At 71.6% G+C, this 17,282-nt stretch carries 13 protein-coding genes and 1 riboswitch; of the genes, 8 read left to right on the top strand and 5 right to left on the bottom strand.

Annotated elements, in window-relative coordinates; translation table 11 throughout:
- Positions 1–126: 126 nt before the first annotated feature.
- Positions 127–199, top strand: a riboswitch (cobalamin riboswitch).
- Positions 200–253: 54 nt separating this feature from the next.
- Together cobN and ACZ32T_RS14075 are read left to right on the top strand one after the other, a co-directional pair.
- A complete protein-coding gene (gene cobN, locus ACZ32T_RS14080) occupies positions 254–3,853 on the top strand; it encodes a cobaltochelatase subunit CobN (protein WP_467367053.1) in 3,600 nt (1,199 codons plus the stop codon).
- A gap of 110 nt (positions 3,854–3,963) precedes the next feature.
- On the top strand, positions 3,964–4,713 hold the full coding sequence (locus tag ACZ32T_RS14075) for an IclR family transcriptional regulator (RefSeq protein WP_467273105.1): 750 nt from the start codon (positions 3,964–3,966) through the stop codon (positions 4,711–4,713).
- 18 nt (positions 4,714–4,731) lie between these two features.
- On the opposite strand, the gene ACZ32T_RS14070 is transcribed toward ACZ32T_RS14075, so the two are convergent.
- Entirely contained in the window at positions 4,732–5,304 is a 573-nt protein-coding gene (locus ACZ32T_RS14070; RefSeq protein WP_467367051.1) for a TetR/AcrR family transcriptional regulator, read from the bottom strand.
- A 141-nt stretch (positions 5,305–5,445) separates the two neighbouring features.
- Entirely contained in the window at positions 5,446–6,486 is a 1,041-nt protein-coding gene (locus ACZ32T_RS14065) for an LAETG motif-containing sortase-dependent surface protein (RefSeq protein WP_467367049.1), read from the bottom strand.
- A gap of 256 nt (positions 6,487–6,742) precedes the next feature.
- On the opposite strand from ACZ32T_RS14065, the gene ACZ32T_RS14060 reads away from it, so the two are divergent.
- The 3 genes from ACZ32T_RS14060 to ACZ32T_RS14050 all read left to right on the top strand — a co-directional run bounded on the left by ACZ32T_RS14060 (position 6,743) and on the right by ACZ32T_RS14050 (position 8,317).
- The gene (locus tag ACZ32T_RS14060; protein WP_467367047.1) at positions 6,743–7,357 is read left to right on the top strand and encodes a glyoxalase; all 615 of its coding nucleotides are present in this window, start codon (positions 6,743–6,745) and stop codon (positions 7,355–7,357) included.
- A gap of 83 nt (positions 7,358–7,440) precedes the next feature.
- Positions 7,441–7,896: a helix-turn-helix transcriptional regulator gene (locus ACZ32T_RS14055; protein WP_467367045.1), complete on the top strand. Its 456-nt coding sequence runs from the start codon at positions 7,441–7,443 to the stop codon at positions 7,894–7,896.
- Positions 7,897–7,906: 10 nt separating this feature from the next.
- On the top strand, positions 7,907–8,317 hold the full coding sequence (locus ACZ32T_RS14050; protein ID WP_467273100.1) for a VOC family protein: 411 nt from the start codon (positions 7,907–7,909) through the stop codon (positions 8,315–8,317).
- 33 nt (positions 8,318–8,350) lie between these two features.
- On the opposite strand, the gene ACZ32T_RS14045 is transcribed toward ACZ32T_RS14050, so the two are convergent.
- Positions 8,351–8,995 (bottom strand): dihydrofolate reductase family protein, encoded by a 645-nt coding sequence (locus ACZ32T_RS14045; protein WP_467273099.1) that lies wholly within the window; start codon positions 8,993–8,995, stop codon positions 8,351–8,353.
- Between the two features lie 509 nt (positions 8,996–9,504).
- Here ACZ32T_RS14045 and uppS point away from each other — a divergent pair.
- Complete coding sequence (gene uppS, locus ACZ32T_RS14040) at positions 9,505–10,194, top strand: polyprenyl diphosphate synthase (protein WP_467367580.1); 690 nt, start codon at positions 9,505–9,507, stop codon at positions 10,192–10,194.
- A 92-nt stretch (positions 10,195–10,286) separates the two neighbouring features.
- Positions 10,287–11,705, top strand: a complete 1,419-nt coding sequence (locus ACZ32T_RS14035; RefSeq protein ID WP_467367578.1) for an oxygenase MpaB family protein — start codon at positions 10,287–10,289, stop codon at positions 11,703–11,705.
- Between the two features lie 106 nt (positions 11,706–11,811).
- Here ACZ32T_RS14035 and ACZ32T_RS14030 read toward each other — a convergent pair whose 3' ends face one another.
- Positions 11,812–15,729, bottom strand: coding sequence for a hypothetical protein (locus tag ACZ32T_RS14030; RefSeq protein WP_467367044.1), 3,918 nt, complete (start codon positions 15,727–15,729; stop codon positions 11,812–11,814).
- A 248-nt stretch (positions 15,730–15,977) separates the two neighbouring features.
- On the opposite strand from ACZ32T_RS14030, the gene ACZ32T_RS14025 reads away from it, so the two are divergent.
- Positions 15,978–16,184 (top strand): DUF4287 domain-containing protein, encoded by a 207-nt coding sequence (locus ACZ32T_RS14025; RefSeq protein WP_467273097.1) that lies wholly within the window; start codon positions 15,978–15,980, stop codon positions 16,182–16,184.
- Between the two features lie 113 nt (positions 16,185–16,297).
- Here the strand turns inward: ACZ32T_RS14025 and ACZ32T_RS14020 are convergent, their stop codons facing one another.
- Positions 16,298–17,203: a phosphorothioated DNA-binding restriction endonuclease gene (locus ACZ32T_RS14020; protein WP_467367043.1), complete on the bottom strand. Its 906-nt coding sequence runs from the start codon at positions 17,201–17,203 to the stop codon at positions 16,298–16,300.
- Between the last annotated feature and the right edge of the window lie 79 nt (positions 17,204–17,282).

Genomic DNA, 17,282 nt, shown 5'->3' with positions numbered 1-17,282 from the left:
TGTGACCTACGGGACACCCGCCACGGTCCTGGTGAGGATGGGGGCCGTCTGGTCAGGACCCCCCACCCGCCGCCTACTATGCCTAGCGGCGGTCCGTTCGGCCCGCCATCGCCAGACGGCGACACGGAGGAAGCCCGGTGAGATTCCGGCGCGGTCCCGCCACTGTGAGCCCGGCCCCGGCCGCGCGAGTCAGGAACTCCTGCCGTCCGACACCGCCCGGGGCGTGGACACCCCGAGGAAGGGCTGACGCCGCATGATCCTGCTCCTGTCGACGTCCGACACCGACCTGCTGAGCGCCCGCGCCTCCCAGGGCCCGGTCAGCTACCGCTACGCCAACCCTTCCCGGCTCTCCGTCGACGACCTGCCGCAGCTGCTGGAGGGCACCGACCTCGTCGTCGTACGCCTCCTCGGCGGCGTACGCGCCTGGCAGGACGGGCTCGACCAGGTGCTCGCCACCGGCCGCCCCGTCGTCGTGCTGACCGGTGAACAGGCCCCCGACGCCCAGCTGATGGCCGCCTCCACCGTGCCCATCGGCATCGCCGCCGAGGCGCACGCCTACCTCGCGCACGGCGGCCCCGCCAACCTGGAGCAGCTGGCCCGCTTCCTCTCCGACACCGTGCTGCTCACCGGTCACGGCTTCGAGCCGCCCGCCCCGGCACCCGCGTGGGGCCCGCTGGAGCGGACCGCCCGGGACGTCACGGGACCGACCGTCGCGGTGCTCTACTACCGCGCCCACCACATGAGCGGGAACACCGCGTTCATCGAGGCGCTCTGCACCGCCGTGGAGGACGCGGGCGCCCGCCCCCTCCCGCTGTACGTCGCCTCGCTGCGCACGCCGGAGCCCGAGCTCATCGACGAACTCCGCGCCGCCGACGCCATCGTGACGACGGTTCTCGCCGCGGGCGGCACCAAGCCGGCGACCGCTTCGGCGGGCGGCGACGACGAGTCCTGGGACGCGGGCGCCCTCACCGGCCTCGACGTACCCGTCCTCCAGGCGCTCTGCCTCACCAGCCCGCGTGCGGCCTGGGAGGAGAACGACGAGGGCGTCTCCCCGCTGGACGCCGCGACCCAGATCGCGGTGCCCGAGTTCGACGGCCGCCTGATCACCGTGCCGTTCTCCTTCAAGGAGATCGACGAGGACGGTCTGCCCGCCTACGTCGCCGACCCCGAGCGTGCCGCCCGCGTCGCCGGGATCGCCGTACGGCACGCCAGGCTCCGGCACATCCCGGCCGCCGAGAAGCGGATCGCGCTCGTCCTGTCCGCGTACCCGACGAAGCACTCCCGCATCGGCAACGCCGTCGGCCTCGACACCCCCGCGAGCGCCGTCGCCCTGCTGCGCCGGCTGCGCGCCGAGGGCTACGACTTCGGCCCCGAGGAGGAGATCCCGGGCCTGGTGTCCGGCGACGGCGACGAGCTGATCTACGCGCTCATCGAGGCCGGCGGCCACGACCAGGAGTGGCTCACCGAGGAGCAGCTGGCCCGCAACCCGGTCCGGATCCCCGCCGCCGACTACCGCCGCTGGTTCGCCACGCTGCCCGCCGAGCTCCGCGAGGCGGTGGAGGAGCACTGGGGCCCGGCGCCCGGCGAGATGTTCCTCGACCGGTCCCGCAACCCCGAGGGCGACATCGTGCTCGCGGCCCTGCGCCGCGGCAATCTGCTGATCCTCATCCAGCCGCCGCGCGGCTTCGGCGAGAACCCGATCGCGATCTACCACGACCCCGATCTTCCGCCCTCGCACCACTACCTGGCCGCGTACCGCTGGATCGCCGCGGCCGCCGACGACAACGGCTTCGGCGCCGACGCGATGATCCACCTCGGCAAGCACGGCAACCTGGAGTGGCTGCCCGGCAAGAACGCCGGCCTGTCCGCCGCCTGCGGCCCCGACGCCGCGCTGGGCGATCTTCCGCTGGTCTACCCGTTCCTGGTCAACGACCCCGGCGAGGGCACCCAGGCCAAGCGCCGCGTGCACGCCACCCTGGTCGACCACCTCGTGCCGCCGATGGCCCGCGCCGACAGCTACGGCGACATCGCCCGCCTCGAACAGCTCCTGGACGAGCACGCCCAGATCGCCGCGATGGACCCGGCCAAGCTGCCGGCCGTCCGCGCCCAGATCTGGACCCTCATCCAGGCCGCGAAGCTCGACCACGACCTGGGCCTGGAGGACCGGCCCGAGGACGAGGGCTTCGACGAGTTCATCATGCATCTCGACGGCTGGCTCTGTGAGATCAAGGACGTCCAGATCCGCGACGGCCTGCACGTCCTGGGCGCCGCCCCGGCCGGCAAGGACCGCGTCAACCTCGTGCTCGCCGTCCTGCGCGCCCGCCAGATCTGGGGCGGTACGGCGTCCCTGCCCGGCCTGCGCGAGGCGCTCGGCCTGGACGAGTCGGCGGCCACCCGCACCGCCGCCGACGAGACCGAGGAGCAGGCCCGCGCGCTCGTCCAGGCCATGGACGACGCGGACTGGGACCCGGCCGCCGTCGCCGGTGTGGCCGCCGGGCATCCCCAGGCCGTCGCCGACATCCTGGACTTCGCCGCCCGGGAGGTCGTGCCCCGCCTCGCCGCGACGACCGACGAGCTCGACCACGCGGTGCACGCGCTGAACGGCGGCTTCGTCCCCGCCGGCCCGTCGGGCTCCCCGCTCCGGGGCCTGGTCAACGTCCTGCCGACCGGCCGCAACTTCTACTCCGTCGACCCGAAGGCCGTCCCCTCCCGCCTCGCCTGGGAGACCGGCCAGGCCCTCGCCGACTCCCTCCTGGAGCGCTACCGCGCCGACAACGGCGACTGGCCCACCTCGGTCGGCCTCTCCCTGTGGGGCACCAGCGCGATGCGCACTGCGGGCGACGACATCGCGGAGGCGTTCGCCCTGCTCGGCGTCCGCCCCGTCTGGGACGACGCCTCACGCCGCGTGACCGGCCTGGAGCCGATCCCGTACGAGGAGCTGGGCCGCCCGCGCATCGACGTCACGCTGCGCATCTCCGGCTTCTTCCGCGACGCGTTCCCGCACACCATCGGCCTCCTCGACGACGCCGTGCGCCTGGCCGCCTCCCTCGACGAGCCCGCCGAGCAGAACTTCGTACGCGCCCACACCCAGTCCGACCTGGCCGAACACGGCGACGAGCGGCGGGCCACCACCCGTATCTTCGGCTCCCGGCCGGGGACGTACGGCGCCGGGCTGCTCCAGCTCATCGACTCCCGGGACTGGCGTACGGACGCCGACCTCGCCGAGGTCTACACGGTGTGGGGCGGCTACGCCTACGGCCGTGAGCTGGACGGACGCCCGGCCCGGGACGAAATGGAGACCGCGTACAAGCGGATCGCCGTCGCCGCGAAGAACACCGACACCCGTGAGCACGACATCGCGGACTCGGACGACTACTTCCAGTACCACGGCGGCATGGTCGCGACCGTACGCGCGCTGAAGGGCACCGCCCCCGAGGCGTACATCGGCGACTCGACCCGCCCCGAGACGGTCCGCACCCGCACGCTGGTCGAGGAGACGTCCCGGGTGTTCCGCGCCCGGGTGGTCAACCCGAAGTGGATCGAGGCGATGCGCCGTCACGGCTACAAGGGCGCCTTCGAGCTCGCCGCGACGGTCGACTACCTCTTCGGCTACGACGCCACGACGGGCGTGGTCGCGGACTGGATGTACGACAAGCTGACCGAGACGTACGTCCTGGACCAGACGAACCGCGAGTTCCTCCAGCAGGCCAACCCGTGGGCGCTCCACGGGATCGCGGAGCGTCTTCTGGAGGCGGAGTCCCGCGGCATGTGGGCGAAGCCCGACCCGGCGGTCCTCGAAGCGCTGCGCCAGGTGTTCCTGGAGACCGAGGGCGACCTGGAGGGTGAGGACTGAGCGGCCCACCGGCCGGCGAGCCTGAGCGGCCCACCGGCCGGTGGGTCACCCCCGGCCGGCGAGCCACGTCCTGCCTTGCTGCCTCCCGTCCGCGGGTCCACGCTGGGGGGATGGGTGACCGAGCGGGCCACACACCGATCGTTTCTGTCCAGCGCGCGTTCCGCTTGATGGAAGCCGTGGCGGCACACGACGGCGGGGCGCCCGCGAACGAGCTGGCGCGGCGGGCGGAGATCGCCCCGGACACCGCCCTGGAGCTGCTGCGGGACCTCACGCAGGACGGTTACCTCCGCAGGCTCGGCGACGGCTCCTTCGTCCTGGGCGACATGCCCCACGGTGACCACTTCGCGCACGACCTGGCCGGCCTGGTCCGCCCCGCCCTCGCCTCGTTGCGGGACGATCTGTCGGCCGCCGCCTATCTCACCTTCTACGAGGAGGGCGAGATCAGGATCGCCGAGATCGTCGACAGCCCGCAGACCCCCAGGGTCAACCTCTGGGTGGGCTTCCAGGACGCCGGGCACGCCACGGCACTCGGCAAGTGCGTCCTGCGTGAGCTGGACGCCGAGGCCCGGGTCGAATACCTCACGCGGCACACGCTCGCCGACCTCACTCCCCGCACGATCACGCACCGGGAGGAGCTGATCCGGCAGCTCGAAACGTCGCGTTCCGCACCGGCGGTGATGGACCGGGAGGAGTACGACCTCGGCACGGTGTGCATCGCGGTACCGGTGTACGGCGGCGGCACGGTCGGCTCGCTCGGCGTCTCCTTCCGGGCGGACCGGATGTACCGCACCAGTCAGGTCCGCCAGAGCCTGCTGGCGTCGGCGGACCGGGTGACCCGGGACGTCACCTTCGGCGCCTGATCCATCGCTGCGGCCTTCCTACGAGCCGTGTCCGCCCGCCGCGACGGCCTTGAACTCGTCCAGCAGCTCCCGCATCACCGGTGCCATGGCACGGTCCTCGGAAGCCGCGATCCACCGCTCGAAGCCGACCTTGAACACGGCGATCCCCGCCTCGGCGGTCAGGCTCGCGGCCGGCTCCGGGACGCCGCGTCCGCGCAGGGCGTCGGCGAGCGCCGCCGACAGCGAGGCGAGCTTGATCAGCTCGCGCTCCTGGAGTTCCGCGTTCGCCGCGATCACGGCCTGCCGCTTCCGCGCGTGCTCGCGGCGGTCGTCGAAGACCTCCGAGAACGTGTCGAGGACCACGCTCAGCACGCCGATCGGCGCCGTGGACTCCGGAACGCCGGAGACCACCTCGACCAGCATGTCGCGCAGCTCCGTACCACCGAACAGCACCTCGCGCTTGTCGGCGTAGTGCCTGAAGTAGGTCCGCTCCGTGAGGCCGGCCCGCTTGGCGATCTCCGCCACCGTGGTCTGCTCGAAGCCTCGCTCGCTGTAGAGCTCCAACGCCGCTTCCGCCAGGCGCCCGCGCGCGTTCGGCTCCCATCTGCCCATGGGCCGATCCTACGCGATGGCAGTGACTGCCGTCGGCTGCGCGCCGATGTCGGTCGAAGCCCTCGCGTTGCGCCCCCGCTCCACGCTCCGGCAGCCACCTGCTTGCGGCGCCCGCTCCCGCACGGGCGCCGCAGCGCATCCCTAGGAGGCGGACCCGGCCGTCCTGCGCCGGCGTACGACGAAGACGGCACCGGCACCCAGGGCGACAGCGGCCGCACCGAGAGCGGCGGTGACCGGCACCGCGCTCGACGAGCCGGTCTCAGCGAGCTTGCCGCTGACCGGTATCTCGCTCAGCTCGCCCTGGGCCGCGGGCTTGTTCCCGCCGTGCGTACCGGCGGGCACCCCGGTTCCGGCGCCATCCACCGGGCCGGGCCCGGCCTCGGAGTCCTCCACCGCGCCGGGCTCACTGCCGGGGGCGAGGACCGTGAAGTCGAACTGGCTGATGTCGTCGAACCCGCACTGGCCGTCCTCGCCGTACGAGTGGCCGATGGTGAAGAAGTAGCCGGTCCCCGCCTTGGCGGTCTCCCCGACCTTGATGCGCATCCTGGCGTCCGCGTACTCGCCGGGACCGAGGGTCTTCACGGTGGCGAACTCGTCGTTGTCGAGGACACCGGCGCCCTCACCCTCGATGGGCTTCCACGCGTCGGTGGCCGGGTCGAACCACTCGACCGTGACCGCCAGTTCGGCGATGTCATCGAGGTCCGGGTCGGCGGTACCGAGGTAGAGCGAGACGTCGGTCTCCATGACCTTGGTGGTGGACACGTTGGTCACGCGGTACGTGAAGTCGTGCCAGCCGGACCCGGCGACGATCTTGCTCGGGAGTCCTCGCAGCGACGTCTTGCCGCGCTCCTCGTCCGGGATGCCCGAGCAGAAAGCCGGACGCGTGTACGACGGCGACGGGGCGGCAGCGCCCGGCGTGGCCGACGTGGTGGCGGTCGGATCCGCCATCGTGCCGGCGGTCGGCTGCTCGGCGACACTCGCACTCGCACTGGCGGTGGCGGAGGCGGTGGCGGTGGCGGAGGCGGACGGTTCCGGCTCCGTGGTGGGAGAGGACGACACGGAGGGGGAGGCGTCTGCCGGGCCCTCCCCGGTCGCGTACGCGCCCTGCGCTGTGAACAGTGCTACTGGGCCGATGACAGCCGTCACGGCTGCGATGGCCAGGGCGCGGTGGAACTGCTTCATGAGACCCCTTCGTCGGAACGCGGCGCGTCGCCGTCCGATGCGGGGCGGACGGCCGGCCGTGCGGGTGTACACGTATGTGATCAGTAGCACCGTCGAAAAGTTGCGCGACGGAAGAGTTCTGCTCTGTGATCTCTCCCACGGCGGCGCGGAGGCCGAAGGAGAGCTGTGCAGCGGCCCCCGGACCCCCGCCGGCCCCCGTCCGGACCGGTCAGGAATCGAGAAGCGCGCGGCGCGGGAGCGGCCATAGCTTCGTTCCATGGCTTCCATCGCATCCGTCACCCTCGAGGTGGCCGACCCCACCGCCGCCGGACACTTCTACTCCGCCGCCTTCGGCCTCGGCCCTGAGCTGCGCCTGCGGTCCTCCGAGGCGCCGACCGCCGGCTTCCGCGGCTTCACGCTGTCGCTCACGGTCTCCCAGCCCTCCACCGTCGACAGCCTGGTCGGCTCCGCACTCGACGCCGGCGCCTCCGTGGTGAAGCCGGCCACGAAGTCTCTCTGGGGCTACGGCGGCGTCGTACGGGCACCCGACGGGACGCTCTGGAAGGTCGCCACCTCCGCGAAGAAGGACAAGGGCCCGGCCACCCGGCAGATCGACCGCTTCGTACTGCTGCTGGGAGCCGAGGACGTGCTCGCGAGCAAACGGTTCTACGCCGGCCACGGCCTCACCGTGGGAAAGAGCTTCGGCCGCAAGTACGTCGAGTTCGACACCCCCACGAGCCCCGTCACGCTTGCCCTCTACGGGCGCCGGGCCCTGGCCAAGGACGCCGGCGTCACGCCGGACGGCACCGGATCGCACCGGCTCGCGCTCGGCGGTGACCTCGGCCCCTTCACCGACCCGGACGGCTTCGAGTGGGAGAAGGAGTCCCACTGAGCCAGGTCCGGCCACCGGGCCCCGCCCGCCTGTCGCGCCGAACGCGATGCGCGGCGGCGGCCGGGCGTGGCACGATCACATACGTGACGAGCAGACCCACCGAGGCGCAGTACCTGCGTGACCTGGCACTGCTGCGCCGGGTCCGCGACCGGATGGACCGGGAGTACGCGCAGCCGCTGGACGTCGAGGCGCTCGCCCGGGGTGTGAACATGTCGGCCGGTCACCTCAGCCGTCAGTTCCGGCGGGCGTACGGCGAATCGCCGTACGGCTATCTGATGACGCGGCGTATCGAGCGGGCGATGGCGCTGCTGCGTCGCGGGGACCTCAGCGTCACCGAGGTCTGCTTCGAGGTCGGCTGCTCGTCGCTGGGCACCTTCAGCACGCGCTTCACGGAACTGGTCGGCATGCCGCCCAGCGTCTACCGCCGCCAGGCGGAGAGCGACGCGGCGGGAGTGCCGCCGTGCGTGGCGAAGCAGGTGACCAGGCCGATCAGGAACCGGTCAGGAATCGAGAAGCCCGCATCCCCGGGCCCCCGCTAGCGTGACTGCCATGGACATCACCATTCGCACGAGCGTCCTCCCGCACGACGACCCGGAGGCTGCCCTGGCCTTCTACCGCGACACCCTCGGTTTCGAGGTGCGCAGCGATGTCGGGACCGGCACGATGCGCTGGATCACCGTAGGCCCCGTCGGCCGGCCCGACACGTCCGTCCTGCTGGCACCTCCGGCCGCCGACCCGGGTATCACGGAGGACGAGCGCCGCACCGTCGCCGAGATGATGGCCAAGGGCACCTACGGCTGGATCCTTCTGGCCACCGAGGACCTCGACGCCACCTTCGAGAAGCTGCAGGCCGGCGACGCCGAGGTCATCCAGGAGCCGACCGAGCAGCCGTACGGCGTCCGCGACTGCGCCTTCCGTGACCCCGCGGGCAACCAGATCCGCATCCAGGAAGTGCGCTGATCCCCGGCTGCCCGCAGCGGTGACCGCCTCGTGTCACCTCCGCCAGAAGAGGTGGTGCGTCACACCGCTCGGGCTCGGGACGACCTCGAGGTGGTACCGGTCGACCAGCTCGTCGGGTGACTCCCAGAGGCGTACCCCGGCACCGATCTTCACCGGGGCGACCACCACGTGCAGGGTGTCGACGAGGCCCGCGTCGAGGAACTGCCTGACGGTGGTGGCCCCGCCGCCGAGCCGGACGTCCTGGCCCCGCGCGGCCTCCCGCGCCTGTTCGAGGACGTGGGCGGGGTCGCCGTCGACGAAGTGGAACGTGGTGTCGGAGAGGGTGAACGAGGGCCGCGGGTGGTGGGTCATGACGAACACCGGGGTGTGGAAGGGGGGTTCGTCACCCCACCAGCCACGCCACTCCTCGTTCTCCCAGGGCCCGCGCTGAGGCCCGAACTTGTTGCGGCCCATGATCTCGGCGCCGATGCCGTGCGCGAAGTCCCGGGTGAAGTAGTCGTCCAGGCCCCGACTGCCCCCGGGGTCGGTGCGATTGGGCCAGCTCGCCGTGGCGCCCGCCCAGGACATCAGGGCCCCGGGATCGGCGTCACCGAACGGCTTGTCGAGGCTCTGGTGCTCACCGGCACCGAATCCGTCGCTCGAGACGGTGAAGTTCTGGACCCGCAGCAGCTGTCCCACGTGCTTCCTCCTGAGTCGGGTGTCAGTGATGAGACCGCACACACCGGGAGAACTCATCGGCCGACGTGCCACCGCGGTGCGTGAGAGGCACCGTAACCGCAGGGGACGGGGCGGCGCCGTGACACCCGCGCGGGCAGGGAATCCGTAGCGCCCTCCGACTGACGTGCTACGGGTGAACATGCGGGCATCGCCGTACGCCGGGGGCCGGGCACCGGCACTCTGCTGAGTGCGGAGAGGCGGGGGACACGCAGGCCGGTGGCCGCTGTCTCCGCCCTCCGGAACGGCATGACGGTCCCGGCGAAGCCCGGCGTACGCGAGTCGAAGGGGGCGCTTCAGTGACGTTCGGCGCAGCAGGGCCACCACCCGGCGGAGCGCGTGGCGCGGGCGGGCCGGCCGAGGGTGTCGGTGTGCGGCCGGAGGCCTCCGCGGTGCCGGCGGTTCCGGTGCAGCCGTGCGGCCCGCCGGGCGAGGAACGCCGGCGCCCCGTGCCTCGCCACGTGGCGTGCGTGATGGACGGGAACGGCCGGTGGGCGCAGCAGCGCTCCCTGCCGCGTACGTCCGGGCACAGGGCCGCCGAGGCGACGGTGATCGACGTGATCGAGGCGGCGCGCTCGGCGGGCGTCGAATGGCTCAGCCTGTACGCCTTCTCCACCGAGAACTGGCGGCGCCCGGGCGAGGAGGTCGACTTCCTCATGCGCCTGGTACGCCGCGTGGTGCGCAAACACGCGCTGCTGCTGCACGCGCGCGGCATCCGGTGCCGGGTCCTGGGATCCGAGGATCCGAGGATTCCCGCCCCTCTGACCCAGGACTTCGCCGACCTGATGACACTCACCGAGGGCAACCGGGGCATGACGCTGACCGTGGCGTTCGATCACGGCGGGCGCCAGGACATCGTCGCCGCGGCGCGGTCACTCATCCGCGCCGGGGTGCCCGCCGATGCCGTCGACCAGGCCCGCTTCGCCGCCCATCTGCCTGTCCCCGACATGCCGGACGTGGACCTCGTCATCCGTACCTCCGGCGAACAGCGCATCTCCAACTTCATGCTCTGGCAGGTGGCCTACGCCGAGTGGGTCTTCCCTCCGGTGCTCTGGCCCGACTTCCGTGCGCCGCACCTTCTGGAGTGCCTGCACGAATACCGGCGACGCGACCGCCGCTTCGGGGGCGTGGCGCCGCAAGCGAATGGAGGATCTGAACGGTGAAGGACACGGACAGCAGCCACTTCGCGCCGCCCGGCGCCGGTGAACCGTACGAGGGCCCGGTCCGGGAGGCCAACGGGTCACCGGACGACTCCCTGTTCGGCCCCGGGTCGCAGTTCCACCGCTTCTTCAACGATCCTCGCTGGGCTCTGGCCGTCGTCAGAGCGACGGTGCTGGAAGCCGCCCACCCGCAGATCGGCGCGGCACTGGCCGACAACTCGTCCTTCGTGGTGCACCCCTGGCGACGGCTGCGCAACACCCTCGTGAGCCTGCAGCGCATGTTCGGAGCCGACGAACACACCAGGCAGCGGGAGGCGGCGCGGCTCAACCGTCTGCACACACGGCTGAGCGGCACGGATGCCAGGAACCAGCCCTACGACGCGATGGACCCCGAGGTGCGGGCGTGGGTGGTCGCGACGCTCTTCGAGAGCTCCGTCACCATGTGCCGGCTGAGCGGACAGCCTCTGGACCAGGACACGATGGAACGGCTCTACGCCGAATTCCAGGCCTTCCTGGCGGCCCTGGGGGACGAGGCGGGCCACCTTCCGCCCACGCTGCCCGCGTTCTGGCAGTACTACGACCGGATGGTCGCGGAGGAGCTGCAGAACACGGAGGCGCTGCGCATCATCCTCTACCGGCTCTTCGAGCATCTGCCGGCACCACCGCTGTTCGCGGGAGTGCCCACGCTCTGGGCGACCGGTCGTGCGCTGGCGGGACCGGTCATCGGCACCGTCACCGTGGCGTCCCTCCCCGAGGTCTTCCGTCGGCGGGCGGGGCTGCCGGAAGTCCCCGGCGCGCAGACTCTCATGCAGAGCGCGTACATGGCTGCCCGTCTGGCCCGCGCGCTGCCCGACAACTGGGTCCAGACGGAGAACGTCGTCAGCCTGCTCAACCTGTCGCCCGACAGCGACGGCCCCTGGGCCGAGACGCTCACCACGCTGCGCACCCGGACGAAACGGGCCGGCGCACTGCTCCGGCTGATCACACCGGTCCCGGCACAACCGGGCGCTCCGCAGGGCCCGGGCGGGGACGAGAACCGGCGCGATGCCCGCGAGTTCTTCAGCGAGGTACTGGACCAGACCGGGGACGGGATCCTGGACTGGCCCGATCTCGCCGCCATGGCGAGGGAGCTCTGCTCCCGTCTCGACCTGGACGAGCCGGAGGAGACCCGCCTGTACGACGCGTTCGCCGCGTGGTGGAGGGAGCTCCAGGCGGCCCTGGACAGCGACGGGGACGGCCGGGTGAGCCAGGAGGAGTACACGGCCGCGTCCCCGTCCTTGGCAGGACCGGCGCTGATCAGGGTGGCGGAGGTCCTGTTCGACGTCACGGACGCGGACGGCGATCAGTTCGTCGACGCGGAGGAGTACCGGGCCCTGTTCAGGAGAGGCTTCGGGCGAACGGTCGTGGATGCCGAGGGACGCTACTCCCGGAGCGCGTTCGTGCGGGACTTCCTGTCCTTCATGTCAGGCCGCCGACGCTCGACCCCCTACGACCCGCTGCTCTCCGACGCGTAGGAAGGCGTCAGGGCGCCGCCCGGGCGCTCCGCGGCCGGGCGTGTACAGGGCGCGGTGTGTACGGGGCGCGGTCGGGGGCGGTGCGAGCCCGCCCCCGACCTGGTGGTCAGCTGCTGTAGTACCCGGCCAGGTCGGCGATGACCTGGACCGAGCCGGTGTGGTTGGCGAAGGTGACCCGTCCGTCAACCACCGGAACCACGACCATGTTGGAAATGGTCTGCCCAGCACCGAAGTTGAGGTTCGAGACCCCGGGCTCCGGCAGACCGTGCGGGTGGACCGTCAGATATCCCCCGGCCGAGGGCGCCGTGACCGTCACGTTGAGGACCACTGCCGTGACCCCGGAGGAGGGGACGCCGGCCGTACCGGTGACCGGGAGGCTGACCAGACCGCCCGGGGCGACGGCTCCGGACCGGGCACCCAGCCCGCTGCGTGTGTCCAGCAGCCGCAGCGGGCCCGCCGGGGTGAACGTCGAACCGGTGGCGGAGAAGTACCCCGTGACATCGGCGAGGAGGTCGACGGAGCCCGCGCTGTTGCGCAGGTTCACCGATCCGTTCACGACCGGGACGACGACCATGTTGGGGATCGTACGGCCGGCGGCGAAGTTGATGTTGGACACGGACGGCAGCGACTGGCCGTCGGGGTACACGGTGATGTAGCCCCCGGTGGTGGGCCGGACGGCGGTGACGTTCATGGCGACGGCGGTGACCCCGGTGGCGGGGATACCGTGCGTCCCGGCGACCTTGAGCTTGACGGTTCCGCCCGCGCCGACCCGTGCCTTGGGGGCCCCGGTGCCGTTGCGGGTGTCCAGGAAGCGCGTCGGCGGGACCGGCGTCAAGGCCGAACCTGAACTCGCCTCCGAGTAGTAGCCCGTGACGTCGGCGAGGAGGTCGACGGAGCCCACGCTGTTGCGCAGGTTCACCGATCCGTTCCGTACGGGAACCGTCACCAGGTTGGCGATGGTCTGCGGCGCCGTGTAGTTGACGCTGGAGACGGTCGGCAGCGGCTGACCGTCGGGGTACACGTCGACGTGGCCGTTGCCGGTGGGCCGGACGGCGGTGACGTTCATGACGACGGCGGTGACCCCGGTGGCGGGGATGCCGTGCGTCCCGGCGACCTTGAGCTTGACGGTTCCGCCCGCGCCGACCCGTGCCTTGGGGGCCCCGGTGCCGTTACGGGTGTCCAGGAAGCGCGTCGGCGAGACCGGGACGAGGCGGTTGTGGGTCGCCGCCGGTGCGGCGGTGACGGTGTAGGCGCCCGGCAGGTAGCCGGGTGACGGAATGCCGGATGTGTACCCGACGCTGCCGATCACCAGGTCGTACGCGCCCGGAGGGAGGTCGTGCGTACTGAGCCGCACGGTGAGCGTGGTGCCGTCGGCGCTGACGGAGACCGGCCCGGCCGTGCGGGATTCGTGGTTGTCGGACCGGAGTACCACCTGGGTGCCGAGGGTCAGGTTCGTGCCGTGCAGCACAACCTGGTTGGACGTCCCGGCAGGTCCGCTCGTCGGGCCCAGCGAGGTGACGTCGGCCGACTTCGGCTGAGTGGTGCAGCCGCTGTCGCAGACACCCTGCATGGAGTACTCGACCGGAGTGTCCGCCTGGTGGGGGCTCACCAGCAGCAGGTAGTCGCCCGCGGGGGCGCTGGACGTGGTGAGGCAGGAGTAGCCGAAGTCACCGGCGTTGTCACCGAAGCACTGGTAGGCGTAGTCGGTGCTCGTGCCGGCGAAGCGGGTGGTGCTCAGCAGGCTCACCCACGGGGTGCCCGTGCTGCTGCTCTGGGTGCCGTACACGTGGAAGCGCTGCGACGGCTGCATGGGGATCACGGCGCAGTACGCGGTCGCGGACTCGGTGAACGTGCCGCTGCGCACGGGGAAGCCCTGCGGGGACACCTCGTTCGCCGTGCACTCCGGGGCCCAGCCCGAGGCCGTGCCGACGCGCCAGGTGTCGACGTGTGCGGAAATGGGGGTCTCGTCGTACCCCGAGGCCAGGACGATGACGACGTACGAGGTCGAGCCGGTGACGCGGCAGGAGACGCCCCCCTGCCGGCACACGGTCGTGCCCGAGGCGTCGACCACCTTCAACACCGCGCCCGTGTTCCGGGCGGCCGTCGGGGTCCGCGCGGACATCCAGAGCTTGTCCGTGGCCGCCGCCGTGACCCGCAGACACCGGCTGTCCAGTGCGGAGTCGAGGGTGAAGGACGTGGAGACTCCACCGACGGTGAGCGAGGCCGGAGCGGCGCACTTCGCCGTCGAAGAGATGTCCCGGCGGACCAGCTTGTACGTGTCCGAGGCGCCGGTGCCCGTCAACAGGGCCGTGTAGCCGACACCGGCCGTGAACCGGCAGGTGGTCGTGGAGCCGCCAACAGTGGTGCACAGCTCGTTGCCGGCGCCGTCGAACACCCGCACCGCGGCGTTGACCCTGTTGGTGTTGTTCGTGTAGTCGAACATCTCGGCGGTGGAGTGCTGGCCGGGGGCGATGCCCAGACACACGGCCTGGGTCGTGGCGGTGAGCGGAACCGACACGCCCCAGGTGCCGTCGAACGCCGACTGCGGCCAGGCCGTGCAGCCCGCGGTCTTCCCGGTGTCCTGGACGGCGAGCTGGTACGCACCTGCGGCGGAGCCCGAGAGTACGGCGTGGAACGGGGCGGTCCCGGTCAGCTTGCAGACCACCGGGGAGTCGTCGTCGTCGCACTGCGCGACGCCCTTGGCGTCGAACACCCGGTAGCTCGGGTGGACCCCGCCGTCCGGTGTCCGGTCGATCAGGTAGAGGCCGTGGCCGGTGGCCGTCGGGAGGGACAGGCACTGCTGCTCGCCCGGTCCGCCGAATGTGCCCTTCACCGTGCCGGAGGCGAAGCCGTCGTCGCGTACAGCGGTGCAGCCCTGCGTCAGGTTCGTCGCGTACAGCCGGACCCCGAAGGCGGCCGGCTCGCTGCTGCGCCCGTCGCGCGCCCAGGTGTAATCACCTGCGGTCAGGGTGCAGGGGGCGAGCAGCGTGGGGGTGCAGCGGGACGTGCCGTCGGTGGCGTAGAGGCTCCCGGAGACGCTGTCGCCGACGGTGTCGAAGAGATAGGGCCCGGAGGCGGGTACGCGCAGGACGCGGCAGCGCGCGGTGGACGTGGCGTCCGGGACCGTGCCGTAGGCCAGCGGCTGGACGGTGGGGCAGCCGGCGGGAGCGGAGAGGCGGGCCGACGTGAGGCTGTAGTCCATGCTCGCCGCGTACGACTGGTTCGTCAGCACACGGAACGGTGCGTTGCCCTTGAGAGTGCAGTCGAAGTCCGTGGCGTTGTTCTCACGGGTCGTGCAGACCTCCGTGCCGGTGGCGTCGTAGACGGTCCCGGTCACCTGCCACGCGGACAGATGGCTGCGCAGAACGTCCCCGGCGGCGGACGGCAGGCCGAAGCAGTGGCCGGCGGACCCGGCGGCAAGCGTGTCGGCGAGGGACTTCGGCGCCCCGAGGGCGGTGTCGTCCTTGGAGACCGCGATGCAGGAAGTACCGGACAGCAGAGCCGTGTGCGACACCGAGAAGCCACTCGACGTGGCCCCGGCCCGCACGGTGTACGTACCGGCCTGGCTCGTCGGACACCGTGCCGCCCCGTACGCGCCGTCGGGCCGGTCGCAGGTGACCGTCGAACCGTCCGGTGCGGTGAGCGTCGGATACTGGGGCTGGTCGTCCGTGGAGACGACCTGGAGGAACACCAGGTCGTCGGGGTTCGGCAGGGCGAAGGTGAAGCTCGCGCCGCCCTCGGGCCCGGCGGAGCAGGTGTAGACCGTTCCCGACTCGATCGCCCCGGAGCAGGTGTCGGCCGCGTCGCTACGGCCGATCTCGCGCGCGGCGGTGGCGTGCAGCGCCTCGGCGGCCGCCTTCTTCTCCGTGGACTTCGGCGACTTGGGCGACTCCGGTGTCGCGGGCCCGGAGGCCGCGGCCGTGGTCTTCGGGGTCGGCACGGCCACGGCGGAAGCCGTGCCGGTCTGTGCGGTGAACGAGGCCAGGACGGCGACGATCAGCGCGAGAAGCGAAGCGGCCCCCATGGAGGCGTGTCGTCTTCGGTGTTGTTCCCTGATGGACGGTGGAAGCATGCGTTCCCCCCTGGAAAGCGCGGGCCCCGGCCCTGTGGTGCTCACGAGGGCTCTTGGGGCGAGTGGATTCTAACGACGGGCATGGACGGACGTTCGATCTTTAATGTGGCGTGGGTCACGCTTCCCGGCCGATGCGTTAGCGCCTCGGTCCGGGTCGTACAGGCAGCACCACCACGCCGCAGACGAACGGAAACGCAGCCATGACCGAACCCGTGAAGGGCCCCGCGAGCTACTTCCCCTCGATCGAGAAGAAGTACGGCCGACCGATCGCGGAGTGGAAGGACCTCATCCGCGCCTCGCCCCTGACCAAGCACATGGAACTGGTCACCTGGCTCAGGACGGAACACGGCCTGGGCCACGGCCACGCCAACGCTCTGGTCGCCGACACGCTCGCCGGGGACCGGTGAAGCTCGGCCGGTGAAAGCAGAAACCCGGACCGCTGGCGCGGTCCGGGCCTTCCAGCTGCGGAGGATGCGAGATTCGGACTCGCGAGTGGCTGCTCCCAACCCGCGGTCGTCGGTCAAGCGGTCGTGCCGAGACGTGGGCTGCCGTGGAAGACCTGGCTGGTATGCCAGGAACGGTGGGCGGCGGCGACGGAGCGGATGCCCGGCTGGGGGCCGATGAGCGGACGGCCGGCGAGCGTGATGACGTGCTGGCGGGCGGCGGTGCTGTGGCCGACGAAGCTCTGCGAGACCAGGATGCGGTGGCCCTTGCCATGGCCTTCGCCGAGACCGAGTACGCCTTTGTCGAACAGCTTGTGGTGCAGCGAGCACAGGCACAGCCCGTTCTCGACGTCGTCCGGTCCCTCGAACGCCCACCAGCGCACATGGGCGGCCTCGAGCCCGACCGGCACGGCGCCGATCCTGTCGTCGTATCCGCAGAAGGCGCACTGGTACTCGTACGCCGTCAGGATGATCTCCCGCATCCGCCGGTCCCGCTGCCTGCGCGCGGCCGAGAGCAGTGCGGTCTCGGCCTCCTCCAGCTCCAGGCCGACGGCTTCGCACAGCTCGCCGTGGAGGGAGGGCGGGAAGTTCAGATCGAGCAGCACCCGTGTCATCCGGCCGAGAAGAGACGGCTCCCGCCGCAGCGCCGCCCTCAGCTCCGGCGTCAGCCGCCCAGCGGCGCCGGTTGCGCGCAGTTCCCTGACCCCGGTCCCGGGGCTGCCCGGCCCGCGCTCGGTGCGCACCTCCCACACGCCGTCACCCACCAAGTGATGGAAGGGATAGGCGGGCGTCGTCCGGTTACCAGGACCGTATTCGGCGAGCAGCCCCCGCAGGTCCTCCTCCACGGCGCTGTACCGCAGCTCGTCATCGGCGTCCTGCTGGAACCGGCTGAGCGCGTACAGGAACAGCAACGGCTTGTGCGGAGCCCGCGTCCCGCTCCTCGTCCACTGCCTCAACTGTGCGGTGCGCTCGACCCAGTCCATGGTCGGCGATCGTAGTGGCGGCTCGTCGCAGCGCTTGGTCGTGGGGCATCGCCGCAGTGGCCGGCCGAACACCGAGCCA

It is taken from the genome of Streptomyces sp. NPDC023573 (assembly GCF_055559735.1).
This window is presented reverse-complemented; position numbering and strand designations above follow the sequence as displayed.

Coding starts and splice junctions, on each gene's coding strand:
- ACZ32T_RS14030 (WP_467367044.1), bottom strand. CDS start 15,729: ATGGGGGCCGCTTCGCTTCTCGCGCTGATCGTCGCCGTCCTGGCCTCG.
- ACZ32T_RS14065 (WP_467367049.1), bottom strand. CDS start 6,486: ATGAAGCAGTTCCACCGCGCCCTGGCCATCGCAGCCGTGACGGCTGTC.
- ACZ32T_RS14070 (WP_467367051.1), bottom strand. CDS start 5,304: ATGGGCAGATGGGAGCCGAACGCGCGCGGGCGCCTGGCGGAAGCGGCG.
- ACZ32T_RS14075 (WP_467273105.1), top strand. CDS start 3,964: ATGGGTGACCGAGCGGGCCACACACCGATCGTTTCTGTCCAGCGCGCG.
- cobN (WP_467367053.1), top strand. CDS start 254: ATGATCCTGCTCCTGTCGACGTCCGACACCGACCTGCTGAGCGCCCGC.
- ACZ32T_RS14025 (WP_467273097.1), top strand. CDS start 15,978: ATGACCGAACCCGTGAAGGGCCCCGCGAGCTACTTCCCCTCGATCGAG.
- ACZ32T_RS14050 (WP_467273100.1), top strand. CDS start 7,907: ATGGACATCACCATTCGCACGAGCGTCCTCCCGCACGACGACCCGGAG.
- uppS (WP_467367580.1), top strand. CDS start 9,505: ATGGACGGGAACGGCCGGTGGGCGCAGCAGCGCTCCCTGCCGCGTACG.
- ACZ32T_RS14020 (WP_467367043.1), bottom strand. CDS start 17,203: ATGGACTGGGTCGAGCGCACCGCACAGTTGAGGCAGTGGACGAGGAGC.
- ACZ32T_RS14060 (WP_467367047.1), top strand. CDS start 6,743: ATGGCTTCCATCGCATCCGTCACCCTCGAGGTGGCCGACCCCACCGCC.